This window comes from Orientia tsutsugamushi, assembly GCF_900327275.1.
Lineage (GTDB): Bacteria > Pseudomonadota > Alphaproteobacteria > Rickettsiales > Rickettsiaceae > Orientia > Orientia tsutsugamushi.
In genome coordinates this window covers 343,613-361,726 of record NZ_LS398548.1, presented here as the reverse complement: position 1 = coordinate 361,726, position 18,114 = coordinate 343,613, and the positions used below count along the sequence as shown (strand labels likewise).

Below are 18,114 nucleotides of genomic sequence, written 5' to 3'. Positions count from 1 at the left end.
AGTTAATATGAATGTTTTGAAATCAATTTTACAACTGTGTTATGCTGTTATATTAGCATTCGTTGTATTATCTTCACCATCGATATGTACAGCAAATAATAATGTAAACTTCAATGCTTTCAAAGATAGTATTGATACTTCACAACAATTCTATATAAAATTTTCAACTGGTATTGCTACTAGCTACGATACATTAGAAGCTGGAATTGGTTATAGATTAGATCGGCACAGAATGGATGTAAGATTAGGATTTATGTGTCATCACAACTGTAGAGATAACTTTATTCAAGGAAATTATTATTACAATATAATTGAAGGTAACAAAGCATCAATTGTTGTTACAGGTGGCCTAGTATCAGCTTTCAATAGTGATAGCGGTACTGGTATAGACTTGGGAGTTGGTACAACAATAAACTTATCAAGAGATACATATTTAGACGGAGTTGGTACAACAATAAATTTATCAAGAGATACATATTTAGACATTGAATGTAGCACAATAGCTAACTATAGACCACTTCCTATTCATATACGATTTGGATTGCGGGTTCACATTTAATAACTAGCAAGTTTTATAGTTAGTAATGATTAGCTCATTAACAGGATTGCGTTGTTCATTGATTGAGTATGTAACTCCAAATATGAGTAATGAAGAAGTCTTTGTATAAGTCTTTAATGAAGGCAGTGTTATTATTTGAAAGCATAATTTTAACACCTTTATTGTGTAGTTCATAAACAAAATCTCGTAGTCTAATTTGCTCTTTTTCATCAAATGGAACTCTAGTGTAGAACCGTTCTCCTGATTGGTGGTAAGGTGGATCAAGATAAACGAAGTCACCTTTTTTAGGCTCTATAAACGAAAAATCCATAGCGCAAATTGATACACCATGTAGAAGGCTGCTGCATTGGTTTATTCTAGATGCAATGTGGAGTTTAATGTAGCATTCACCAGAAAATGTTTGAGCAGATTGTCCATTTTTGTAGACTCTATAAATTCCCCTAAAAGAGTATTTATTAAGATATATAAATTTTGCGGTAATTTCATTCGGATTATTACTATATTTGTTTTTAACTTTATAATAATAATCCTTCGAATGATGTTTGTGATATAAACTCAGTAATCTATTGACCTCATTAGGATTATTTTTAACAGCATTATAGCTAGTAATTAAATCAAGATTGATGTCAGACAAAAAACATTGTTTAAAAAGATGCCTAACTTGAAAAAATAAAGCACCTCCACCAAGAAATGGTTCATAGTAATTATAGTGTGGACCTTGAGGAAGATGTTCTATTAATTTATTAACAATTCTTCGTTTACTACCAATCCAATGAAGGAAAGGCTTAGACTTATTAGCAACAGCTACTGACACATGAAGTTTAATTAATTTATGTTAGTTGAATCTCTATTGAGATTATACCAGAAAACAGCTTGTAGTGCTAGTAATAATAACGCTTACAAGGCTCTTTATGCATCCTTTTTGAATAAGATTTATTATAACCATAAGCAAGGAATGTGATAATTTCGCATCAACATTAGATTATTATGCAAAAATTTAGCCTGTAAATTAAAAGATTTTAATAGACTGGTAAAAAATATAATGCTACTCTATACCTTATATTATCTAGGTTTCAAAACTTTGATGATAATGATCTGAAGATTAAATAAAACAAAGGGTTGAACTTTTGGAATTAATCTTCAGAAACCATTTTTTAAACAAAAACAGTAGGGGAATTCTATGCCTATTCAAGACGAAGGTCAAAATAAAATCAATAAATTAACCGAAAAATTATCTACAGAGGGAATTAATAGCACAACAATAAAACAGATAGACGCTGAATTGCAAAAACTATACTTTCAGCTAGAGGAATCTGAACAAGTAAGCATAAATTGCATAGAGTGGATACAATATTTTAGGCTAATAGTAAATAACTACGACAGAAAAAAAGTAAATATAATAGCTTCTCTAAATGGAATGATTTTTTTATTTAGACAATACATAGCATCAACGAATGTAAGAATTGAAACATTTAACATAGAATTGCTAATAAATAATACCGTTATCAGAATGAGGGAACATTTTGAAAATGAGAATATAAAGCTAAATGTTCAAAATGACATAAAGACGGTTCTGATTGGAGATAGTTTTCGAATAAAAGCAGTAATAAGTCAGTTAATTGGTAGTGCTATTATAAATAGCAGCAAAAATAGCAAGATTACTATTAACCTCAATCAGTATTCAGAAATATTACAATTTACAGTACAAAACATAGGACTAAGCACTTCTAAAGAAAAATTAGAAAGAATAAATGCTGAACTAGAGAATACGAATTTGGTAATGTATCAAGAACTAGGAGAAGGATTAGCATTTATAAAACATCTTACAGATCAGCTAAAAGGAAGACTAAGAGCAAAAGAGGAAAATAATTACATAACTTTTTCATTTGAAGTGCCAATAACTAGTTTGAATTATTCTTTAGGAGAATGCTATGAAAGAAAAGAAGAAAACAATTAACAAATGGATGGTACAAATTCCTCCAATACCAATTACGTTAGTGAATGGAGAGAGTGAGAATATCGATGAATATATGGAGATAATAACAAAGTTAAGAAAAGCGAAGTATCAGGTCGAGGTAGCTGAATCATTGAAAGAATATTGTACATATTTAATACAGGAGATTAAATATAGATTTAATATTGCAACGAGTGAAATTGTAAGGCTTGCAAGCGAGATCATGTTAAATGATTCGGAAAATAAAGATAAGCTGAAAACAATATTAAATCGATCAGCAAATCTCCAAGAGTACTGTAATGATGTAGTTTACACGCTTAGAAGCGAAATTGAGCATGAAAATTTATGTTTAAAAAAATTTAGCATACAAAAGCTAGTAAAGGATGCCGTCAGGAGACTAGAAGACATTGCAAAAGAGAAAGATATAAAAATCAATTACAATTTTCAGTACAAAATGAAGGATATTGTGATTGGAAATAGTGATCACTTACAAGCTATATTAAGTCAATTAATAGGAAGCGTCATTAGATTTAATCGCAGCTGCCAGGTTATAATTACAGTTCATTTGTTTACTGTAAAAAATTATATAAAAAGCGATAACATACTACAATTTAGAATACACGATACAGGAAGCGGTATTTCAAAAGAAAAATTAGGGAATATAAAAGCTAAATTAGCTGATTTTGAGTTGGTACGAGACTATCCACTAATGCTTGAATCAGGATTATGGTTTGTAAATTACCTTATTAATCAACTTAATGGAGAAATGGAAATAGAAAGCGAAAAAGACAAGTTTACAACCATTACTTGCAATATTCCAGTACAACTTTTTTAATCAAATTAATTCGCTTCTTTCGCAGTTTTTATCTAAGATTGAAGTATATAAAAAGTTTAATTTATTGTATAATTTATTAAAGATTATTTAGAGATGAAAAATGATAAACTTTTATAGCGAGAGCTTACTAAATAAGCTGTTTGAAACCAACGTAAGATTTAATACTGAAATTGATCTTGATAAAGTTGAAAAAGCAATATTTTATGCCCAAAAATATCATGGTCAGCAAAAGAGAGATACAGGAGAACTATACTACACACATCCATTAGAAGTAGCTTATATGGTATCAGACTACAGCTTTGAAACAGATACGATTATTACAGCAATACTACATGATACCATCGAAGACACAACACTAACTAAAGAAAAAATAGGTCAAGAATTTGGTCATAATATTGCAGAACAGGTTTCAGATCTCACCAGGATTAAGGATAATAAAAAAATTAGTTCTAGAGAAATGATTCAAACATTTTATAGACAAAATAAAACAGAACTATTATTAATTAAGCTTTTCGACCGATTCCATAATATTCAGACTGTATCAATAAAACCTTATGAAAAAAGACAAGAAATCATACTAGAAACGCAGCAAGAATTTATACCTCTTGCTGAATATCTTAAATTACAAGAAATTGCTATAGAGCTAAATAAATACTGTAAGCTGTATGCTAGTTAATTTAGTTAATAATTGACAATTATTAAAATAACAACATAATTAGTTACTAAAAATTAACTAAAGGTGATTATAAATATGTTTAATTTTTCTGTTAGTAACATAATAGGAACTGGAGCTATTTCAATAGCAAATAAAACTCTTGAATATGCTGCGTGGTGTATATCACATATTACAGGAAACATATCGTTAGATTGTATAGTAACTACAATGAGGCAGCCATCTTCTAATGCTACTGATATGAGAATGTCATTTACATGTAATACGGACGATGTGACTACTGGTGTTAAAGGGCCTCATGATATACTACGTCATTTTATAGGAGAACCTAACTCTGATTTTCGTGAATGCACACCTCAAGAGATATTAACATTCAGTAATGCTACATCAACGGATACAAGTATTATAAGAGATTATTATACTGATGCTGGCGAACATTTTGCGTACGATATGGATTATTGTAAAATAACTGAGTGCAACTTAACAGCACTTTATAACTTTGCATCTAACATGGATAATACTGCTAGCTCCGCAGATGAAAATAATTCAGCTTATTATAAGCTATTAGCGTTGATATTAGGAGTAACTTCTATAGCAGGTTCTATAGCACTATATTGTTTGTATTATAAAAAAAGTAAAACCGGTTCTATTGCTATAACAGGTGTAGACGTAGGTACAAATGCTAATACTGGTGTTAAAAATTTCAATGCAGAAAACATGCCAACAGATTTCCAAGATAATAATGGTAACCATCATTATGAAGAACCATATGCACTTAATAATCATACAGATGAGCTTAATCATGTAGAAGCAGCATATGAATCTATGAAATTGGGACCAATATCAGGTCAAGATGCAATAAGGGCTGAGGCTGTATAACAATATTCTCTATACCTCTTATCATAATCTTTATTATTAATAGATACTTTTTTCTTATTTAAGATATAAGTTCTAAATTATATTGAACATTGAGAAGGCCATTCTTTAAGGCCTCAATGTCCTTAACATGACCGCACCATTCTTGACGAAAGCTATTCCATTTTAAGCCATGAAGGCGAATGTGGCGCTTAGTGTTTTCGTCTGGTTCAGAGGAAAATTTTAAAATCACAGCAGCTTTATTTTGCTGTTCTTTATCAAAAATATCTTTACCTATTGTAGTCCAATGATCCTGAACATTTGGATGTTGTGTTAAAGTTTCTTTTAGTGAAACAATTGCACCAAATAACGTATTTGCTGATAAGTGATCAAGCTTAGCTTTAGCAACTAATCCACCCATTTCGATAAGACGTCGAGTACGCATTTTACGTTCTTTAATTTTAAGGTTAACCTCATCCATGATTAGCTTAGCCTTTTTTTGCTGAAGAGTAATTTTTTGCTGCATAAGATTTGCCATGTTAGTAATTCAGAAAGATAAAAAAATCAGGCAAGAATATATCAAAATAAAATCCCAGTAAAGAAAAAAACCGTGCCTACCAAACCAACATCAAATAATTATAGTCAAAAAAACGTGAATTCAGGTTAGAAGCTTCATTGAAAAATAAGCTTACTACGCAATATGTAAACTTGAAAGTTTACTGCTAAAAAATGAGTACTCATTAACCGATTGAATGTTAAAAAAAAAAGAAGTTTATGCTAGCAAAATCAAAAAAACCATGCTAACTTAAAACTCAGGTGAGAATTGGTATTGAGATGGCTATACAGTTTACAAGGGTTGAATTTTTAAGTAGAAGTACAGGAGGTGATAGTTGTCGTAAGGCAGCGTATAATGCAAGAACTATTGTTAAAAATAAGCAGACAGGTATAAGGTATAACTTCTCTCATAAGAAAGATAACGTATATCATACAGTGCTGATACCGGATTATGTAAATCAAGACTTCAAGAATATTCAAACATTAATGAATGAGGTAGAACGAACAGAAACAAGAGAAAATAGTAAGTTGTTGAAGGATATAGTAATAGCATTGCCAGACGCGAAGGAGCTAAATTTAGAGCATAGAATAGAACTAACTCATCGAATAGTTGATGCAATGGAATGGGTGCAAAATGGTCTTGGAGTACAGATAGACATTCATAAGCCTCAAACAGGAGATAAAAACTGGCATGCACATATATTGGTTACTACAAGAAGATTTAAAGAGAATGGTGAAGAATTGGGTGATAAAGCTGTTGACTTAGAGGCTGAATTTATAACAGTAAAAGGTCAGTGGCGTATTATTAAAGATCACAAGATGATTCATGAAATAGCAAAAGAAGAAACTAATGCATATTTCGCTGAATTAGGCTTACCATATAGAGTTGACGAGACAAGCGAAGTACCTGGAAAGCATATTGGACCTCGTAGAATTAGGAATTTAATTAATGAAGTAGTAAATGAAAATGAGTTACGTAAAGAGGCTCATTTGAAGATTATTAATGATGCTGACGTAATAACAGATTCTATAACACATTACAAATCTATTTTTACTAAGCAGGATGTTGAAAAAGCTGTTCAAGATATACTATATTCAGCGAAAGCAGAAAGGGAACTGTTAGTTCAGCAAGTGCTTAGTTCAAATAGAATACTAGAGTTATATCATGATGATGGTGAAAGTAGCAAATATTTTACGACAATTGAGGTTCGAAATGAGGAGACGAGAATAATCAGAATAGCTAATAAAATCAATAATCAGGTTTATTACAACGATATTTACAATCTTAAAAGTGATATCGAAGGTCTAGCAAATGTTAGTGAAGAACAGAAACAAGCTCTAAGGCATATTTTGCTTAGCACTAGTGGAGTTAGAGTCTTAAGAGGAAGAGCTGGTACAGGAAAATCTTATGTTTTAATAAAAGCGCATGAGCTCGCAACAAATCGTGGACAAAAAGTTATTGGCCTTGCTCCTACTCATAAGGCAGTATCAGAGCTGAGGAGCAAAGGTTATACAGAGGTCTATACAGTAAAAGGATTTTTATATAATCGAAAAAAAATTTTTATGCAAGACAGCTTAATAGTAGTAGATGAAGCTGGAATGGTAGGTACTAAAGCTTATGCAGAGCTGTTTAGAGTAGTTAGAAACAATTATTGTCAACTGATACTCGCTGGAGATGAAAAACAGCTAGCTTCAATAGAAAGAGGCGGAATGTTTGAGATGCTGAGTAATAATTTCGGTTCACATGTTTTAATAGATATTCGCAGACAAAGTGAAAACTGGAGCAGAGAAGCAGCAATGGAGTTTGCTGAGAGTAATATTTTAAGCGGTATAACCTTACTGAGGCAAAATAACAGCGTTAGGTTTGATAATACGTTGCAGGACTCAATGAGTAAATTAATATACAACTGGAGTCTAAGCAAATTTAAACCACATGAAAAATTGGTAATTACAGTACGTAATAAAGATGTCGACATTCTTAATTCAAGTATTAGGTCTTTGTTAAAAGCAAATGGTACGCTAAAAGGCACAGAATATGAGCGTTCTATTGATGGAAGGAAAAAGTCATATATGGCAGGAGATAGAATCGTATTTCAAAAAAGCTATAAGGATTTACAAATACAAAATAGTGAATTTGCAACTTTAACTTCGGTTAGTAAAAATAAATTTATAGCTAAGACAGACACAGGAAAAGAAGTGAGTTTTGATTCGGTAAAATACAATTTAAACATGGCTATGCAAGTACTGTTTATAAGGTCCAGGGAGCGTCTATAAAAGATGTATACGTTTTGCATAACGGAGTAAGTAATATAAGCAGCTCATACGTAGCTATGACAAGGCATATTAAGAGCTTAAAGTTATATTGCAATAATGAAGCAACTAAAAGCGTTAACAGCTTAATAAATCAGCTCAGCAGACCAAATGAGAAATCAGCTAGCATAACTCTGAAAACTGCTCATGATTTTGAGAAAGAACGGACAAAGACAACTGTTTTTAGTAAAGTTTTTAGTAAAGTTGAAAACTGGTTTAAGTCTATAATCAATGATATCAATGATAGATCTCATGTGAATGAAGAATATTATCATTTTACCGCTAAACCAGAGCAAGAAGCTAAAGTAGAAAAAGTCCAGCTCAAAGATATTTCTACTCCATTATTTATGCAGATCAAAGAACAAAGACAATATGATTATGATGTAACCATTCTGTCAGCAGAAGGAAAAACGATATCAAGTTTTCAGGAAGCTGGCATTGATAGCAGAATGGTATATAGCTCAAATGTAAATAATTTAAAGTATTATCAGCCATTTCAAGGAGAAAAGATTCTTATAGCTGCAAATAATGATAAACAAAATAAAGAATATGTAAGCACTATAAACGAGGCTGTAAAAGTACTGACAAGCAAAGGAGCAATTACTAGCATCGTAATTCATTCAGAAGGTGAAGATTTTAACGAAATGCTAAAAAATAAAGGAGCAATAGCTGTTAAGGGGCTTATGATACCTGAAATCATGAAGTTAATTAATACTCAGAACGTAAAAACAGAGTCTGAACAAGTGGTGAAAACTGACATAGCTCAAAAAATTGGACTTAGGAGATAGTTCTTACGATCGAAAATTGAATGTAAGCTATTCATTCACATGGCGAATTACAAAATGAGCTATACATAACAGCTCACAGTGATGTTTGCAATTCGCATTATGCCTATCCACTAAGAAAATACTGAAAAAGATGGAACTTTGGAAAGATTAGTATAACAAAAAACTATTCCAATAATCACTTAGCAATAAAATTATAATTCAAACGGTAAAAATAGCAAATATTTATACCGCAAAACAATTTAGTGACGCGAAGGTGAGGTTTTATATGACTGACAAAATCAATGATTCAAATAATTTCAATAATATTCATAATTCAAAAACAGATATAGAAAATTCTAAAGCTAACAGCTGCAACCACAATGTGGCTGTAAAGTTGATAAATGGTGATATTGCTGATGGTATAGTGCTACTTAGTGATAATAATAGCTTGAGAGCTGATAATACTCTAAAAGAATCAATAAACCAATTAATCAATGATTGGAAGAATAGTAAATTTGAGCTGCAGGATCGTTTGATAATTGCTGGCCATAAAGAAGCTGAAAATATTAATCAACACATCAGAAACTACATGAAGGAAAATGGTGCTCTGAAAGGTACAGAATACAGCATTTTAATTTCAGGAGCTGAATCAAAAAAATATGCTAACTACATGGCTGGAGACCGAATTGTATTTCAAACAAACGATAAGGATTTACAAATACAAAACAGTGAATTTGCAACTCTAGTATCAATTGATGAAAATAAGTTTGTAGCTAAGACAGATACAGGAAACGAGGTAAGCTTTGATTTGAATAAAATAAGCTTTAAACATGGATATGCTACAACAGTTTGTAACCCACAAACAGCTGTCAAAAAAGATGTATATGTTCTTCATAATAATGGTGTAGGAATAGAAAGTTCTAACATAAGCATGATAGGGAATGCAGAGCAAGTACGGCTGTACTACAATGTGCAAGCTACAAAAAATGTTGCTAACCTAATAGAGCAGCTTAGCACAGCTAAGACAGACTCTATCAATTCAAAAGAGGAGAATAATGATGTTCAAGCAAATGAAGTAAGGCAATATCAATCTGCTCAAAACTATAGAAAAAACGATTATTATTCAAATAGCGAGGAAGACCTACAAAAATTGAGGGATGCAATAGCTTATAGAGCTGACACTATAGCTCGTGATATTCTTGGAGATCCAAATCAGCGCCTATCTAGACACGGACGATTACGTTGGGGAGACACTGGCAAAATACAAGTAACCACCGAGGACAAGTACGCTGGAAAATGGTATGACTTTAGTACAGGACAAAAGGGTGATTTATTATCCCTGGCTCAAAGAGAAAGAGGATACAGCTTTTTTGAGGCAAAGGAATATTTGAAAAGTATGGTTGGAATGTCTAATATTAGTCAACGGTATCAGAGACCGCCTAAGACTGACGATTCTCAACAATACACTCAACAATCTGAAAGTGTTAAAATCGCAAAAGTTCAAAACTTGTATGAACTATCAAGTAAGATACATGGTTATGATATAGATAAGAACCCACATGCAGAAGTAGTAAAAAAGTATCTTGAAAATCGTGGTATTACTTTTGACAAAAGCACTGCAAGTTCAGACTTAAAAGCAAGTATACTGTTTGATACTCAAACGAGAGAAAATTATCCAGCATTTACAGCATTTGCAAGAAATTCAAAAGGAGAAATTACCGGAGTACAGGCCGTATATCTAAATTCGGCAGGAGATAAGGCGAATATTTCAATTAACAGAAGATCTTTCGGTAAAATCAGAGGATCGTTCATAACAATCGCAAAGCGAAATGCGAATGACCCTAATATAACAATTATAGCAGAAGGCGCTGAAACAGCATTGAGCTTGCAGCAATCAGGCATTAAAGGTAATATCATTGCTAGTGCAGGAATTTCGAATTTGAGAAATTATTCACCATTTCCTGGTGAAAAAATCATCATTGCAGCAGATAATGATAGCAAAAATCCTATAACTAATAATACTGTAATTAAAGCTGCAAAAACGTTAGAAATGAAGGGAGCGATAACTTGTATAGTCAAACCACCAGAAAATGGTGATTTTAATAATCTGTTGCAAAGTTGTGGAGAGCAGTCAATTAGAGACATTATAGAACCTGAAATTACTAAACTGACTAAGGCAGTTGAAACAACCAAACTTACTCAAACAGAAAATAATAGTATAGCAAAACAAAATGATATTACGAATGTTAAAGAATTGTATAATAAATCGTCATCTCTATACTACTTTAAACAAGAAGAGGAAGCTAAGGTGGAAGCAATAGTAGTTAATAAATATTCAGAAAACCATACAGGAATTTATAGTTCAAAAATCTTTAATAATTCATAATTTAAGGGCAAATATGGTTTTTGATGAAGAGACTCAAAAATCCTGGCCTGCACTCACTATTTTTGTTAAAAATGACAAAGATGAAATTACTGGAGCTAAGATATTAGCTCTGAATTCAAAAACATGTAATAAAGCTGATGTAGCTGAAAAATCTGTTGGTACAATTAGTGGGTCATTTGCTGAAATTGCTCAACAGAATTCAAAATACTCACCTGTAACAATCATTACAAAGGATATTGAAACAGCGTTAACCATTCAACAAGCTGGAGTTGAAGGAAAAATCTTATGTGCAATTGAAGCCGAAAATTTGCAAAACTATAATCCTAGCCCAAAAGAAAAGATCATTCTAGCAGTTAAAAATGACGTAAATACTGAAAAAGCTGAAAAAGTTCTGGAGGATAAGGGAGCAGTAGTCTGCACAGTCAAAAATGACTTCAATAATGTATTAAAAACTCAAGGATTATATGCTGTTAGAAATATTATCAGCCCTGAAATAAGAAAACTTAATGAAAAAATTGAATCAATACAAACTAATATACAACCAGGATTATGTCCGAAACACTAGGCAGAGTATGACACAGCATTTTTTATTTAAAAAACTATAGAGTGAAAAAATATGACAAAACAATTAAAGCATGATTCATTGGCAAAGACAATCATGAGCGATCCAGTTGCTGCACAAGAATTTCTAGAGTATTATTTACCAAGCGATTTCAAGAGTTTAATAGATTTATCACAAATAAAAGTAGAGCAAGAGAGTTATATAGAAGAATCGTTAAAGAAAAAATACAGTGATATCGTCTATAAAGTTGCAACCAAAAAACATGGCAATGCTTTTATTTATATATTAATTGAAGCTCAATCAACCGTCGATTATTGGACAGCTCTGCGGTTATGGAGATACACATTGTTATTGTGCGAAAGGCATAAGAAAGAAAAAACTAAATTACCATTAGTGTATAATTTAGTGATCTACAACGGCAAAGAAGTCTACAACGCACCTAGGAATTTGTGGGATTTATTTACCGATTCAATGATAGCTAAGCAATTAATGACCTCTGACTATCAATTAGTCGATTTACAAAGTATGTCGAATGATGAAATTGTTAGGAAAAAGCATATCGGAATGCTCGAATATATGCTAAAGCACATTCATCAACGAGATATGTTAAAGCTTTGGGAAGAGTTTCTAATAAAGTTCAAACATGTTTTAATACTTGATAAAGAAAAAGGCTATATTTACCTAAGATCATTTTTATGGTATACTGATACTAAATTACTAGAGAGTCAGCAACCAGAATTAGAGCAGGTTCTGGCTAAGTATTTATCTGAAGAAGAAAAAGGTAATATTATGAGAACTATTGCTGCAAAATATATTGATGAAGGTATAGAGATTGGTGAAACTAAAGGCATAGCTAAAGGCAGAGCTGAAGGTATAGAGATTGGTGAGATTAAAGGCATAGCTAAAGGCAGAGCTGAAGGTATAGAGATTGGTGAGACTAAAGGCAGAGCTGAAGGCAGAGCTGAAGGCAGAGCTGAAGCCACGCAAGGGCTTGCAAGGAACTTATTAAAAGCTGGCTTTTCAGTTGAATTTATTTCTGAAAATACCGGATTGTCAAAAGAAGAAGTGGTTAATTTAAAAAATAACATAGAGTATTAATTTTTCGAATTAATACTCTACTAACTTAAGTTTTTTGAGCAATTTATATTCACAAACAAAAGCTGTATTTAAGTTTTGTAGCTGCATAGTTAGTTTTGTGATGGGAAAGTTACCGGCAAGCTTTACATAACATGTAAGGTCTGGTAGGTTCATAATTTCAGATGGAATAACTAAAATCTTTTTACGCTCAACATTATTCATATTTACTCCATCTCGCATAGTATTTGATCCATATGACAAGTTCTCTTGAGTTTCAATAATTTCTTGTTCACCTAGTGTTAATGCTGACTTATAAGCTGTAACCTGATCGCTAACTCGAAAAATAAATTTACTATTAAACAAATCCAGCATAGAAGCACATTCAGCAGCCCCATATATTGCTTCTAATTGATGAATGTTCTGCAATCCAGCAACAAAGCAGCCTCCATACTTTCTACTTTCAGCCAAAGCAACTGGTAAAGACGAAACTTTTTGTAGAGCTGGCAGTTCATCAAGTATAAACCACATGTTTTTGTTATCATGATTAGGATTTCTACACATCAAAGCTTTGATAGCTATGCTTATCCATGCTGAAATAAGTGGGCATAAAGTAGCTCTTTGATTTGGGTTAGCTGTGATAAATAGCCAGCCAGTTTCATTTGAATTACTAAACCATTCCTTGATGCTAAAACTACCTCCAGGCTTTAAATATTGTAGCGAAGTAATATTCTTTCCAAGAGTAGATTGAATTCCTGCAGAAGTTTCGAGCGCGCTTTCGCTTATAATACCTGATACAGCTGTGTTTCTAAAAGCTTTTGCAAATTGTCTATTATCAGAGTAAATGATTGTATGAATTAGTTTTATGATATCTTTATCATCCTTATATAGCTTCAATGCTTCAGACAAGACTAATTCAGCATTTTTAGCAAAAAAGTCATCAAGTTTAGGAGTATAATTACTAAAACTACTCGCTATATCATGAAAATCAGCTGCTTCAAAACAATCATTCCAAGGCAACCATTGTTCACTATTTTTTTCAAAAGGATTAAGCAGTTTATCACATTTAGAGTCAAAAAATCTATCAATAAAAGTTCCAGTTGTGTCTACAATTATTGCTCGATCCTTATGTAATCGAATTTGTGGTAGCAGTTCGTTAAGCATATTAGTTTTACCGGTACCTGTTGTTCCAGTAATCAGAATGTGTAATCTTTCACTATTCTTTACTAATGGTAAGCCTCCAAAACGGATTTTAGAGGCCTTTTTAGCTCTTTTTAGCATTTTGGCTAAGCATTTGTATCCTACAAAATCAGCACCTCTAATTTTGGCCTTAATAATCGTTTTTTTGCCTTGAGCTGTAAAGAAAACAATTGAGATTATCACACCAATAGTAAAAACAATTAATCCTTCTAACAATGCTGAATTGATTAAGAATTCCCATAATTGCTGTATTTTAAATCCATGTTTGCCTGTATAAAACTCATGCAAAAAGTCTTGAGCATTGAGGTGCATCCATTTTTTAAACCTTAAACTATAAAACTTAATGCCTATTTGATATATTGTAACCACCAGGTAGTAAGCCCATTGGAAATACAATAAAGATCATTGAAACTACTAATGCAAAAACAACAGATTGTAAAATAGGCATCATGTGAGCAGGCATTTCTCCAACGACTAGATACGAAAATGATTGTTGAAATAGCCCTCTAATTGCATGCATACTCACCAGATTAGGATAAATTCGTGATAATGAAAACTTCTCACGCCAGTCATCATATGACTTACGATTAGCATTAGAAGCATAGCTTGCTTTATCCATTCATGAATATCTTGTTGTTCTCTTTGTAGATATTTTAGTGTGTCTTTAATCATGACTTTTAGTCTTTGACTTAACATGTTTGACTGATCAGATTGAACTCCAATCGCTGCTGCAAACTTCGTTAAAAGGCCTTCATTTAATTCTTTATGAATTGCTGCTTTAATCAATGTAGTAGCTTGTATGCAGGTTTTGAAACTAATGACTAAATTACTAGGCTTGCGATAATAAATACCGAAATTATTAGGTATATTCTGTACGACATCTTTTACCAGCAGCAAAATAATCAAACCCGCTTTGTGACTGTATATCACGGCAAACAGCTTCTCTCATAGCTGAGTTCCTTGGTAAAGCTGTAGCAAATAACGCTTTTGTTAATTCACAATCTCCTTTAGAAAATTGATTCATCTCCATTGCTAGATTACGCAAATCTTTGAGGGCGTTCTCAATTTGAGGAGCAAAAGTTTTTAATCCTAATGAAAATGCATAAACTTTTGCCTGAGAACTAATATTCTTCATTAATTGAACTAATTCTTCTCCAGAAATAACAGAGAAGCTACTATGATTCTCATCTATTTCTTCTCTTGCAAATTCCATTTGTCATTTTTGCCATGGAAGCCATAGATCCTCTAATCTGCACTCAACATTTAACTCTCGAATAAGTTCAATGTTAAAATTACTGCCTTCAGTACAACTTTGAATAATTTCAGTATTAGTTTTACTTGTCTGAGTTATAAAATTACTGCTATCAAGGGCACTTAAAGGATCAGATTCAATTCTCATTGAATTAGCTATCATATAATTTTGATCGTTGATATTATGTTGAGTTAAGGCATTGTTTTTACTGTTTTCAGCTTGAAATAACACTGTTACACTTTCTGTGCTGAGCTGATTACGGCTATGATAGGTTAAATCTTCATCTTTTCGCCAAATCAAGTAACCAAAATCTTCACCATTAACTGGAAATTCTCTGCCAGCTTGCAATGTAGCTTCTGTTTGACCTATGCTTTTGCAGGATTTGGTTTCTGGAATCGGATAAGTCATTTGTAGTCGATACTGGCTTTTCTTCATGACAGGCATAGGATACTTACCACATAGGCATTTATAACCATAATATCCCCATAACATCAGTTGCCTATGCATTCTAGCCATAAACTTACTTACCATTAATACAGACGTTCCAACTCCACCATTATGTGCTACAGCAGTTCCAGTAAAAGGGTAAAGCATTTCTTGACATTCGGCACACCAAAAAGCATAATCACTTCATGCAATCAGCCCTGCCTTTTTGAGTAGCGCTTCCAATGACAAACCTCCAAGACTTACCATACACATTGGTGACTTTGTAACGTCTACAAGGCGTACTGGTTCCCAAAATCCTACCGGAATACCAGGTACAGGTATTGGAATTCCTTGTTTTAGACAAAGACATATAAGTCTACCAGAAGCGTTGGTATATGGCATTGAAGTGTTTGTAAAGTACAGAAATATAATAATTTAACCTATATTATTGCATAAATCAATTGTAAATTGCAATATCGCTCATTTTTGTTTTTTTTGGTGAAGTGTTAACAACATCTACGCCTTGAACTGCTTTAGCTTGCCTGTAGCATATCAGGTTTAATAGCCTTAGCTTGCAGAAACTTAGCAATATTGCTAAATACTCCATTTAATGCAGCCATGCTTGCTATGTTAGACGATTTATCTACCACGATTCCTTTAATTCCAGAATGTCCGTCTTCGCATATCAACCAGCCTTCCACCTGCTTTTCAATAATATCTCCATAATGAAATTTTACTTTGAAGCAGTTTTAATATGCTTGATGCTGAGCTTGACAAGCTTTAAAGTAAAAACTAGCATTTTAAGCTAATTTTATTTTTCCTTTTAAATTATCCTTTTCAGCTTCTTCTGTAGCAGCATTAACAAGCATTACATGGTTTGGAGTTTTTGAAGTAAAAGTTAACATTAAATCTTGAATTGTTTTGTGTTCTCCTATTACCGTTAAATAAACCTTGTTTCCTTCTTCTCGTGAAGCAATAAACAAAAATCCAGACTCATGAACTACGACTTCAGCTGCATTTTGAGGGTACATAAAAATATCATTGATAAAATATCATTGATTTTTTCATCTTTATTTTTATTTTTTTTTAGATTTATACATATTAATCTGCTAAGCAGAATAATATTCAACAACCAAATTTATTTGCGGGTCAAAAGGATATGGTACTTCACTAATAGAAGATGGCATACGAACAAAATTACCAATGAATTTTTCATCATCAAAAGCCAAGTATTCAGGTATTCTTCTCGCCTTCTTTGAAATTGCTCCTATCACTATAGGAATTTGCTTAGCTTGCTCGCTTAACTCAATAGAATCGCCAGCTTTAACCCTATAACTTGCAATATTGATTTTTTTGCCATTAACTTTAATATGCTTATGACTTACTAACTGCCTTGCAGCAAAAATTGTTGGAGCAATGTTCAACCTGTAAACTACAGCATCAAGCCTTCTTTCAAGCAATCCAACTAAATTCTCAGCTGTGTTTCCACTCTTTTTTCTTGCAATCTGGAAAGTATTTCTAAATTGCTTCTCTGGTATACGGCCATAATGAGACTTCAATCTTTGCTTTGCTACAAGATGCTTACTATAATCTGATGGCTTACTGACACTTGAAGAATTACCTTGTTGGCCAGGTTTATAATTTTTATTATTAATTGCATCCTTCTCATGCCCCCAAACACTAGTACCTAACCGCCTGCTAACTTTATATTTAGATTTAATAACCTTAGTCATTAATTACACTACCCCTATAGTATAAAATTTTAATTGTCTTGCAGATAATAATTTAAAAAAATAAAAATGTCAAATATCGATTGATTAATTTATAATCAACACTTAATATACTCAAAATTTAGAATATGAAACTTAAAAAATTACATAGAATATATAGCAGTATACCATTGAGTAAAGCTGATACTATCAAACTATCAAGAGAGCAAACTAACTACATAATCAATGTACTAAGATGTAAAAACAATGATCAAATTAGAGTATTTAATGAATTGAATGGAGAATATTTAGCTATTATTCATCATACTAACAACAAACAAGTGTTATTGCAAATTATAAATCAAACTAAAGTAGTTGAGAAAGAAGTTGATGAAAATAACTCACCTTTAGTTCTTGCTCAGTGTATTATTAAACCAGAAAGAATGGCAAGAGTAATTGATATGGTAACTCAAGCAGGAATAACAAACATAGTACCAATCATAAGCGAATATTCTCAACATCTAAAATTTAACACAGAAAAATATAATAAAATCATCATAGAATCTTGTAGACAATCAGAACGATTAACCATACCTATTCTATCATCTCCAGTAACGTTATCGGATTTTTTAAGCCAAAGTAACTCAGGGTGCATATTATGTGCTAATGAACAGGAAAAAATACAACAAATACATCATATTCCAGCATCAATACTTTCTAAAGCTTCAATTCTAATTGGGCCAGAAGGCGGTTTTTCTGAACATGATCAAAGCATATTAAGCAAAGCAGAAGGATTAATAAAATCGATAAGCATTGGAAGAAATATTTTAAGATCTGAAACTGCGGCAATATATCTGTTATCACAGTTGCAATTACTAAAAACTATGTACGTACATAAAGGCAATTACGAGGATATTAATATTAATAAAGTTTTCAATTGATTCGGTATTTCAAAAACTATATATACAAAAGAAATCAGATTATGATGGATGTTGCT

At 32.2% G+C, this 18,114-nt stretch carries 15 protein-coding genes and 7 pseudogenes; 11 read left to right on the top strand and 11 right to left on the bottom strand.

All coding sequences use genetic code 11. The features are described 5' to 3' along the window. The first annotated feature begins 7 nt into the window (after nt 1-7). On the top strand, nt 8-559 hold the full coding sequence (locus DK405_RS01910) for a hypothetical protein (RefSeq protein WP_064613139.1): 552 nt from the start codon (nt 8-10) through the stop codon (nt 557-559). Between the two features lie 3 nt (nt 560-562). On the opposite strand, the pseudogene DK405_RS01905 reads toward DK405_RS01910, so the two are convergent. Beyond that, nucleotides 563-1,373, bottom strand: a pseudogene (locus DK405_RS01905) (DNA adenine methylase). A 366-nt stretch (nt 1,374-1,739) separates the two neighbouring features. Between DK405_RS01905 and DK405_RS13640 the strand changes: the two are divergent. The 4 genes from DK405_RS13640 to DK405_RS13630 all read left to right on the top strand — a co-directional run bounded on the left by DK405_RS13640 (nt 1,740) and on the right by DK405_RS13630 (nt 4,900). Further along, entirely contained in the window at nt 1,740-2,516 is a 777-nt protein-coding gene (locus DK405_RS13640) for an ATP-binding protein (protein ID WP_109510568.1), read from the top strand. Beyond that, a complete protein-coding gene (locus tag DK405_RS13635) occupies nt 2,491-3,348 on the top strand; it encodes a sensor histidine kinase (RefSeq protein ID WP_064612946.1) in 858 nt (285 codons plus the stop codon). Before DK405_RS13640 ends, DK405_RS13635 begins: the two co-directional genes overlap by 26 nt. A 100-nt stretch (nt 3,349-3,448) precedes the next feature. Then, the gene (locus tag DK405_RS01890) at nt 3,449-4,024 is read left to right on the top strand and encodes an HD domain-containing protein (RefSeq protein ID WP_045913031.1); all 576 of its coding nucleotides are present in this window, start codon (nt 3,449-3,451) and stop codon (nt 4,022-4,024) included. A 75-nt stretch (nt 4,025-4,099) separates the two neighbouring features. Further along, nucleotides 4,100-4,900: a hypothetical protein gene (locus DK405_RS13630; RefSeq protein WP_045913030.1), complete on the top strand. Its 801-nt coding sequence runs from the start codon at nt 4,100-4,102 to the stop codon at nt 4,898-4,900. A 58-nt stretch (nt 4,901-4,958) separates the two neighbouring features. Here DK405_RS13630 and DK405_RS01880 read toward each other — a convergent pair whose 3' ends face one another. After that, nucleotides 4,959-5,414: a conjugal transfer protein TraD gene (locus DK405_RS01880; protein ID WP_045913029.1), complete on the bottom strand. Its 456-nt coding sequence runs from the start codon at nt 5,412-5,414 to the stop codon at nt 4,959-4,961. 278 nt (nt 5,415-5,692) lie between these two features. Between DK405_RS01880 and DK405_RS01875 the strand changes: the two genes are divergently transcribed. From DK405_RS01875 to DK405_RS01860, 5 genes are all read left to right on the top strand, one after another. Next, a complete protein-coding gene (locus DK405_RS01875) occupies nt 5,693-7,705 on the top strand; it encodes an AAA family ATPase (RefSeq protein WP_231967589.1) in 2,013 nt (670 codons plus the stop codon). Nucleotides 7,706-7,719: 14 nt separating this feature from the next. Beyond that, a complete protein-coding gene (locus DK405_RS13625) occupies nt 7,720-8,529 on the top strand; it encodes a conjugal transfer protein TraA (protein ID WP_231967588.1) in 810 nt (269 codons plus the stop codon). Nucleotides 8,530-8,794: 265 nt separating this feature from the next. Next, nucleotides 8,795-10,894 (top strand): toprim domain-containing protein, encoded by a 2,100-nt coding sequence (locus DK405_RS15625; protein ID WP_410522028.1) that lies wholly within the window; start codon nt 8,795-8,797, stop codon nt 10,892-10,894. Between the two features lie 13 nt (nt 10,895-10,907). Further along, nucleotides 10,908-11,459, top strand: a complete 552-nt coding sequence (locus DK405_RS15620; RefSeq protein ID WP_410522027.1) for a hypothetical protein — start codon at nt 10,908-10,910, stop codon at nt 11,457-11,459. Nucleotides 11,460-11,510: 51 nt separating this feature from the next. Beyond that, a complete protein-coding gene (locus DK405_RS01860; RefSeq protein ID WP_064613005.1) occupies nt 11,511-12,554 on the top strand; it encodes an Rpn family recombination-promoting nuclease/putative transposase in 1,044 nt (347 codons plus the stop codon). A gap of 9 nt (nt 12,555-12,563) precedes the next feature. Here DK405_RS01860 and DK405_RS01855 read toward each other — a convergent pair whose 3' ends face one another. The 9 genes and pseudogenes from DK405_RS01855 to rpsD all read right to left on the bottom strand — a co-directional run bounded on the left by DK405_RS01855 (nt 12,564) and on the right by rpsD (nt 17,141). Beyond that, the gene (locus tag DK405_RS01855; RefSeq protein ID WP_231967908.1) at nt 12,564-14,042 is read right to left on the bottom strand and encodes a type IV secretion system DNA-binding domain-containing protein; all 1,479 of its coding nucleotides are present in this window, start codon (nt 14,040-14,042) and stop codon (nt 12,564-12,566) included. A gap of 43 nt (nt 14,043-14,085) precedes the next feature. After that, nucleotides 14,086-14,603, bottom strand: a pseudogene (locus DK405_RS01850) (conjugal transfer protein TraG N-terminal domain-containing protein); the annotation flags it as partial. Beyond that, nucleotides 14,599-14,922 (bottom strand): annotated as a pseudogene (locus DK405_RS01845) (conjugal transfer protein TraH); the annotation flags it as partial. The pseudogenes DK405_RS01850 and DK405_RS01845, both read right to left, overlap by 5 nt. A 27-nt stretch (nt 14,923-14,949) precedes the next feature. Further along, a pseudogene (locus DK405_RS13270) lies at nt 14,950-15,267 on the bottom strand (conjugal transfer protein TraN); the annotation flags it as partial. 57 nt (nt 15,268-15,324) lie between these two features. Further along, nucleotides 15,325-15,576, bottom strand: a pseudogene (locus DK405_RS15615) (TraU family protein); the annotation flags it as partial. 36 nt (nt 15,577-15,612) lie between these two features. After that, nucleotides 15,613-15,810: a TraU family protein gene (locus DK405_RS15610; RefSeq protein WP_052691708.1), complete on the bottom strand. Its 198-nt coding sequence runs from the start codon at nt 15,808-15,810 to the stop codon at nt 15,613-15,615. A 161-nt stretch (nt 15,811-15,971) separates the two neighbouring features. Next, nucleotides 15,972-16,130, bottom strand: a pseudogene (locus tag DK405_RS01830) (TraB/VirB10 family protein); the annotation flags it as partial. Nucleotides 16,131-16,208: 78 nt separating this feature from the next. Further along, a pseudogene (locus DK405_RS01825) lies at nt 16,209-16,454 on the bottom strand (hypothetical protein); the annotation flags it as partial. 63 nt (nt 16,455-16,517) lie between these two features. Then, entirely contained in the window at nt 16,518-17,141 is a 624-nt protein-coding gene (rpsD, locus tag DK405_RS01820; protein WP_045912626.1) for a 30S ribosomal protein S4, read from the bottom strand. 125 nt (nt 17,142-17,266) lie between these two features. Between rpsD and DK405_RS01815 the strand changes: the two genes are divergently transcribed. Further along, nucleotides 17,267-18,058: an RsmE family RNA methyltransferase gene (locus tag DK405_RS01815; RefSeq protein ID WP_045912625.1), complete on the top strand. Its 792-nt coding sequence runs from the start codon at nt 17,267-17,269 to the stop codon at nt 18,056-18,058. Nucleotides 18,059-18,114 lie beyond the last annotated feature (56 nt).

What these genes read in the sequence shown, in the direction of transcription:
- DK405_RS01910 (WP_064613139.1), top strand. Translation starts at nt 8, where the DNA reads ATGAATGTTTTGAAATCAATTTTACAACTGTGTTATGCTGTTATATTA.
- DK405_RS13635 (WP_064612946.1), top strand. Translation starts at nt 2,491, where the DNA reads ATGAAAGAAAAGAAGAAAACAATTAACAAATGGATGGTACAAATTCCT.
- DK405_RS15625 (WP_410522028.1), top strand. Translation starts at nt 8,795, where the DNA reads ATGACTGACAAAATCAATGATTCAAATAATTTCAATAATATTCATAAT.
- DK405_RS01890 (WP_045913031.1), top strand. Translation starts at nt 3,449, where the DNA reads ATGATAAACTTTTATAGCGAGAGCTTACTAAATAAGCTGTTTGAAACC.
- DK405_RS15610 (WP_052691708.1), bottom strand. Translation starts at nt 15,810, where the DNA reads ATGCCATATACCAACGCTTCTGGTAGACTTATATGTCTTTGTCTAAAA.
- DK405_RS01880 (WP_045913029.1), bottom strand. Translation starts at nt 5,414, where the DNA reads ATGGCAAATCTTATGCAGCAAAAAATTACTCTTCAGCAAAAAAAGGCT.
- DK405_RS13630 (WP_045913030.1), top strand. Translation starts at nt 4,100, where the DNA reads ATGTTTAATTTTTCTGTTAGTAACATAATAGGAACTGGAGCTATTTCA.
- DK405_RS01855 (WP_231967908.1), bottom strand. Translation starts at nt 14,042, where the DNA reads ATGCACCTCAATGCTCAAGACTTTTTGCATGAGTTTTATACAGGCAAA.
- DK405_RS15620 (WP_410522027.1), top strand. Translation starts at nt 10,908, where the DNA reads ATGGTTTTTGATGAAGAGACTCAAAAATCCTGGCCTGCACTCACTATT.
- DK405_RS13640 (WP_109510568.1), top strand. Translation starts at nt 1,740, where the DNA reads ATGCCTATTCAAGACGAAGGTCAAAATAAAATCAATAAATTAACCGAA.
- DK405_RS01860 (WP_064613005.1), top strand. Translation starts at nt 11,511, where the DNA reads ATGACAAAACAATTAAAGCATGATTCATTGGCAAAGACAATCATGAGC.
- DK405_RS01815 (WP_045912625.1), top strand. Translation starts at nt 17,267, where the DNA reads ATGAAACTTAAAAAATTACATAGAATATATAGCAGTATACCATTGAGT.
- rpsD (WP_045912626.1), bottom strand. Translation starts at nt 17,141, where the DNA reads ATGACTAAGGTTATTAAATCTAAATATAAAGTTAGCAGGCGGTTAGGT.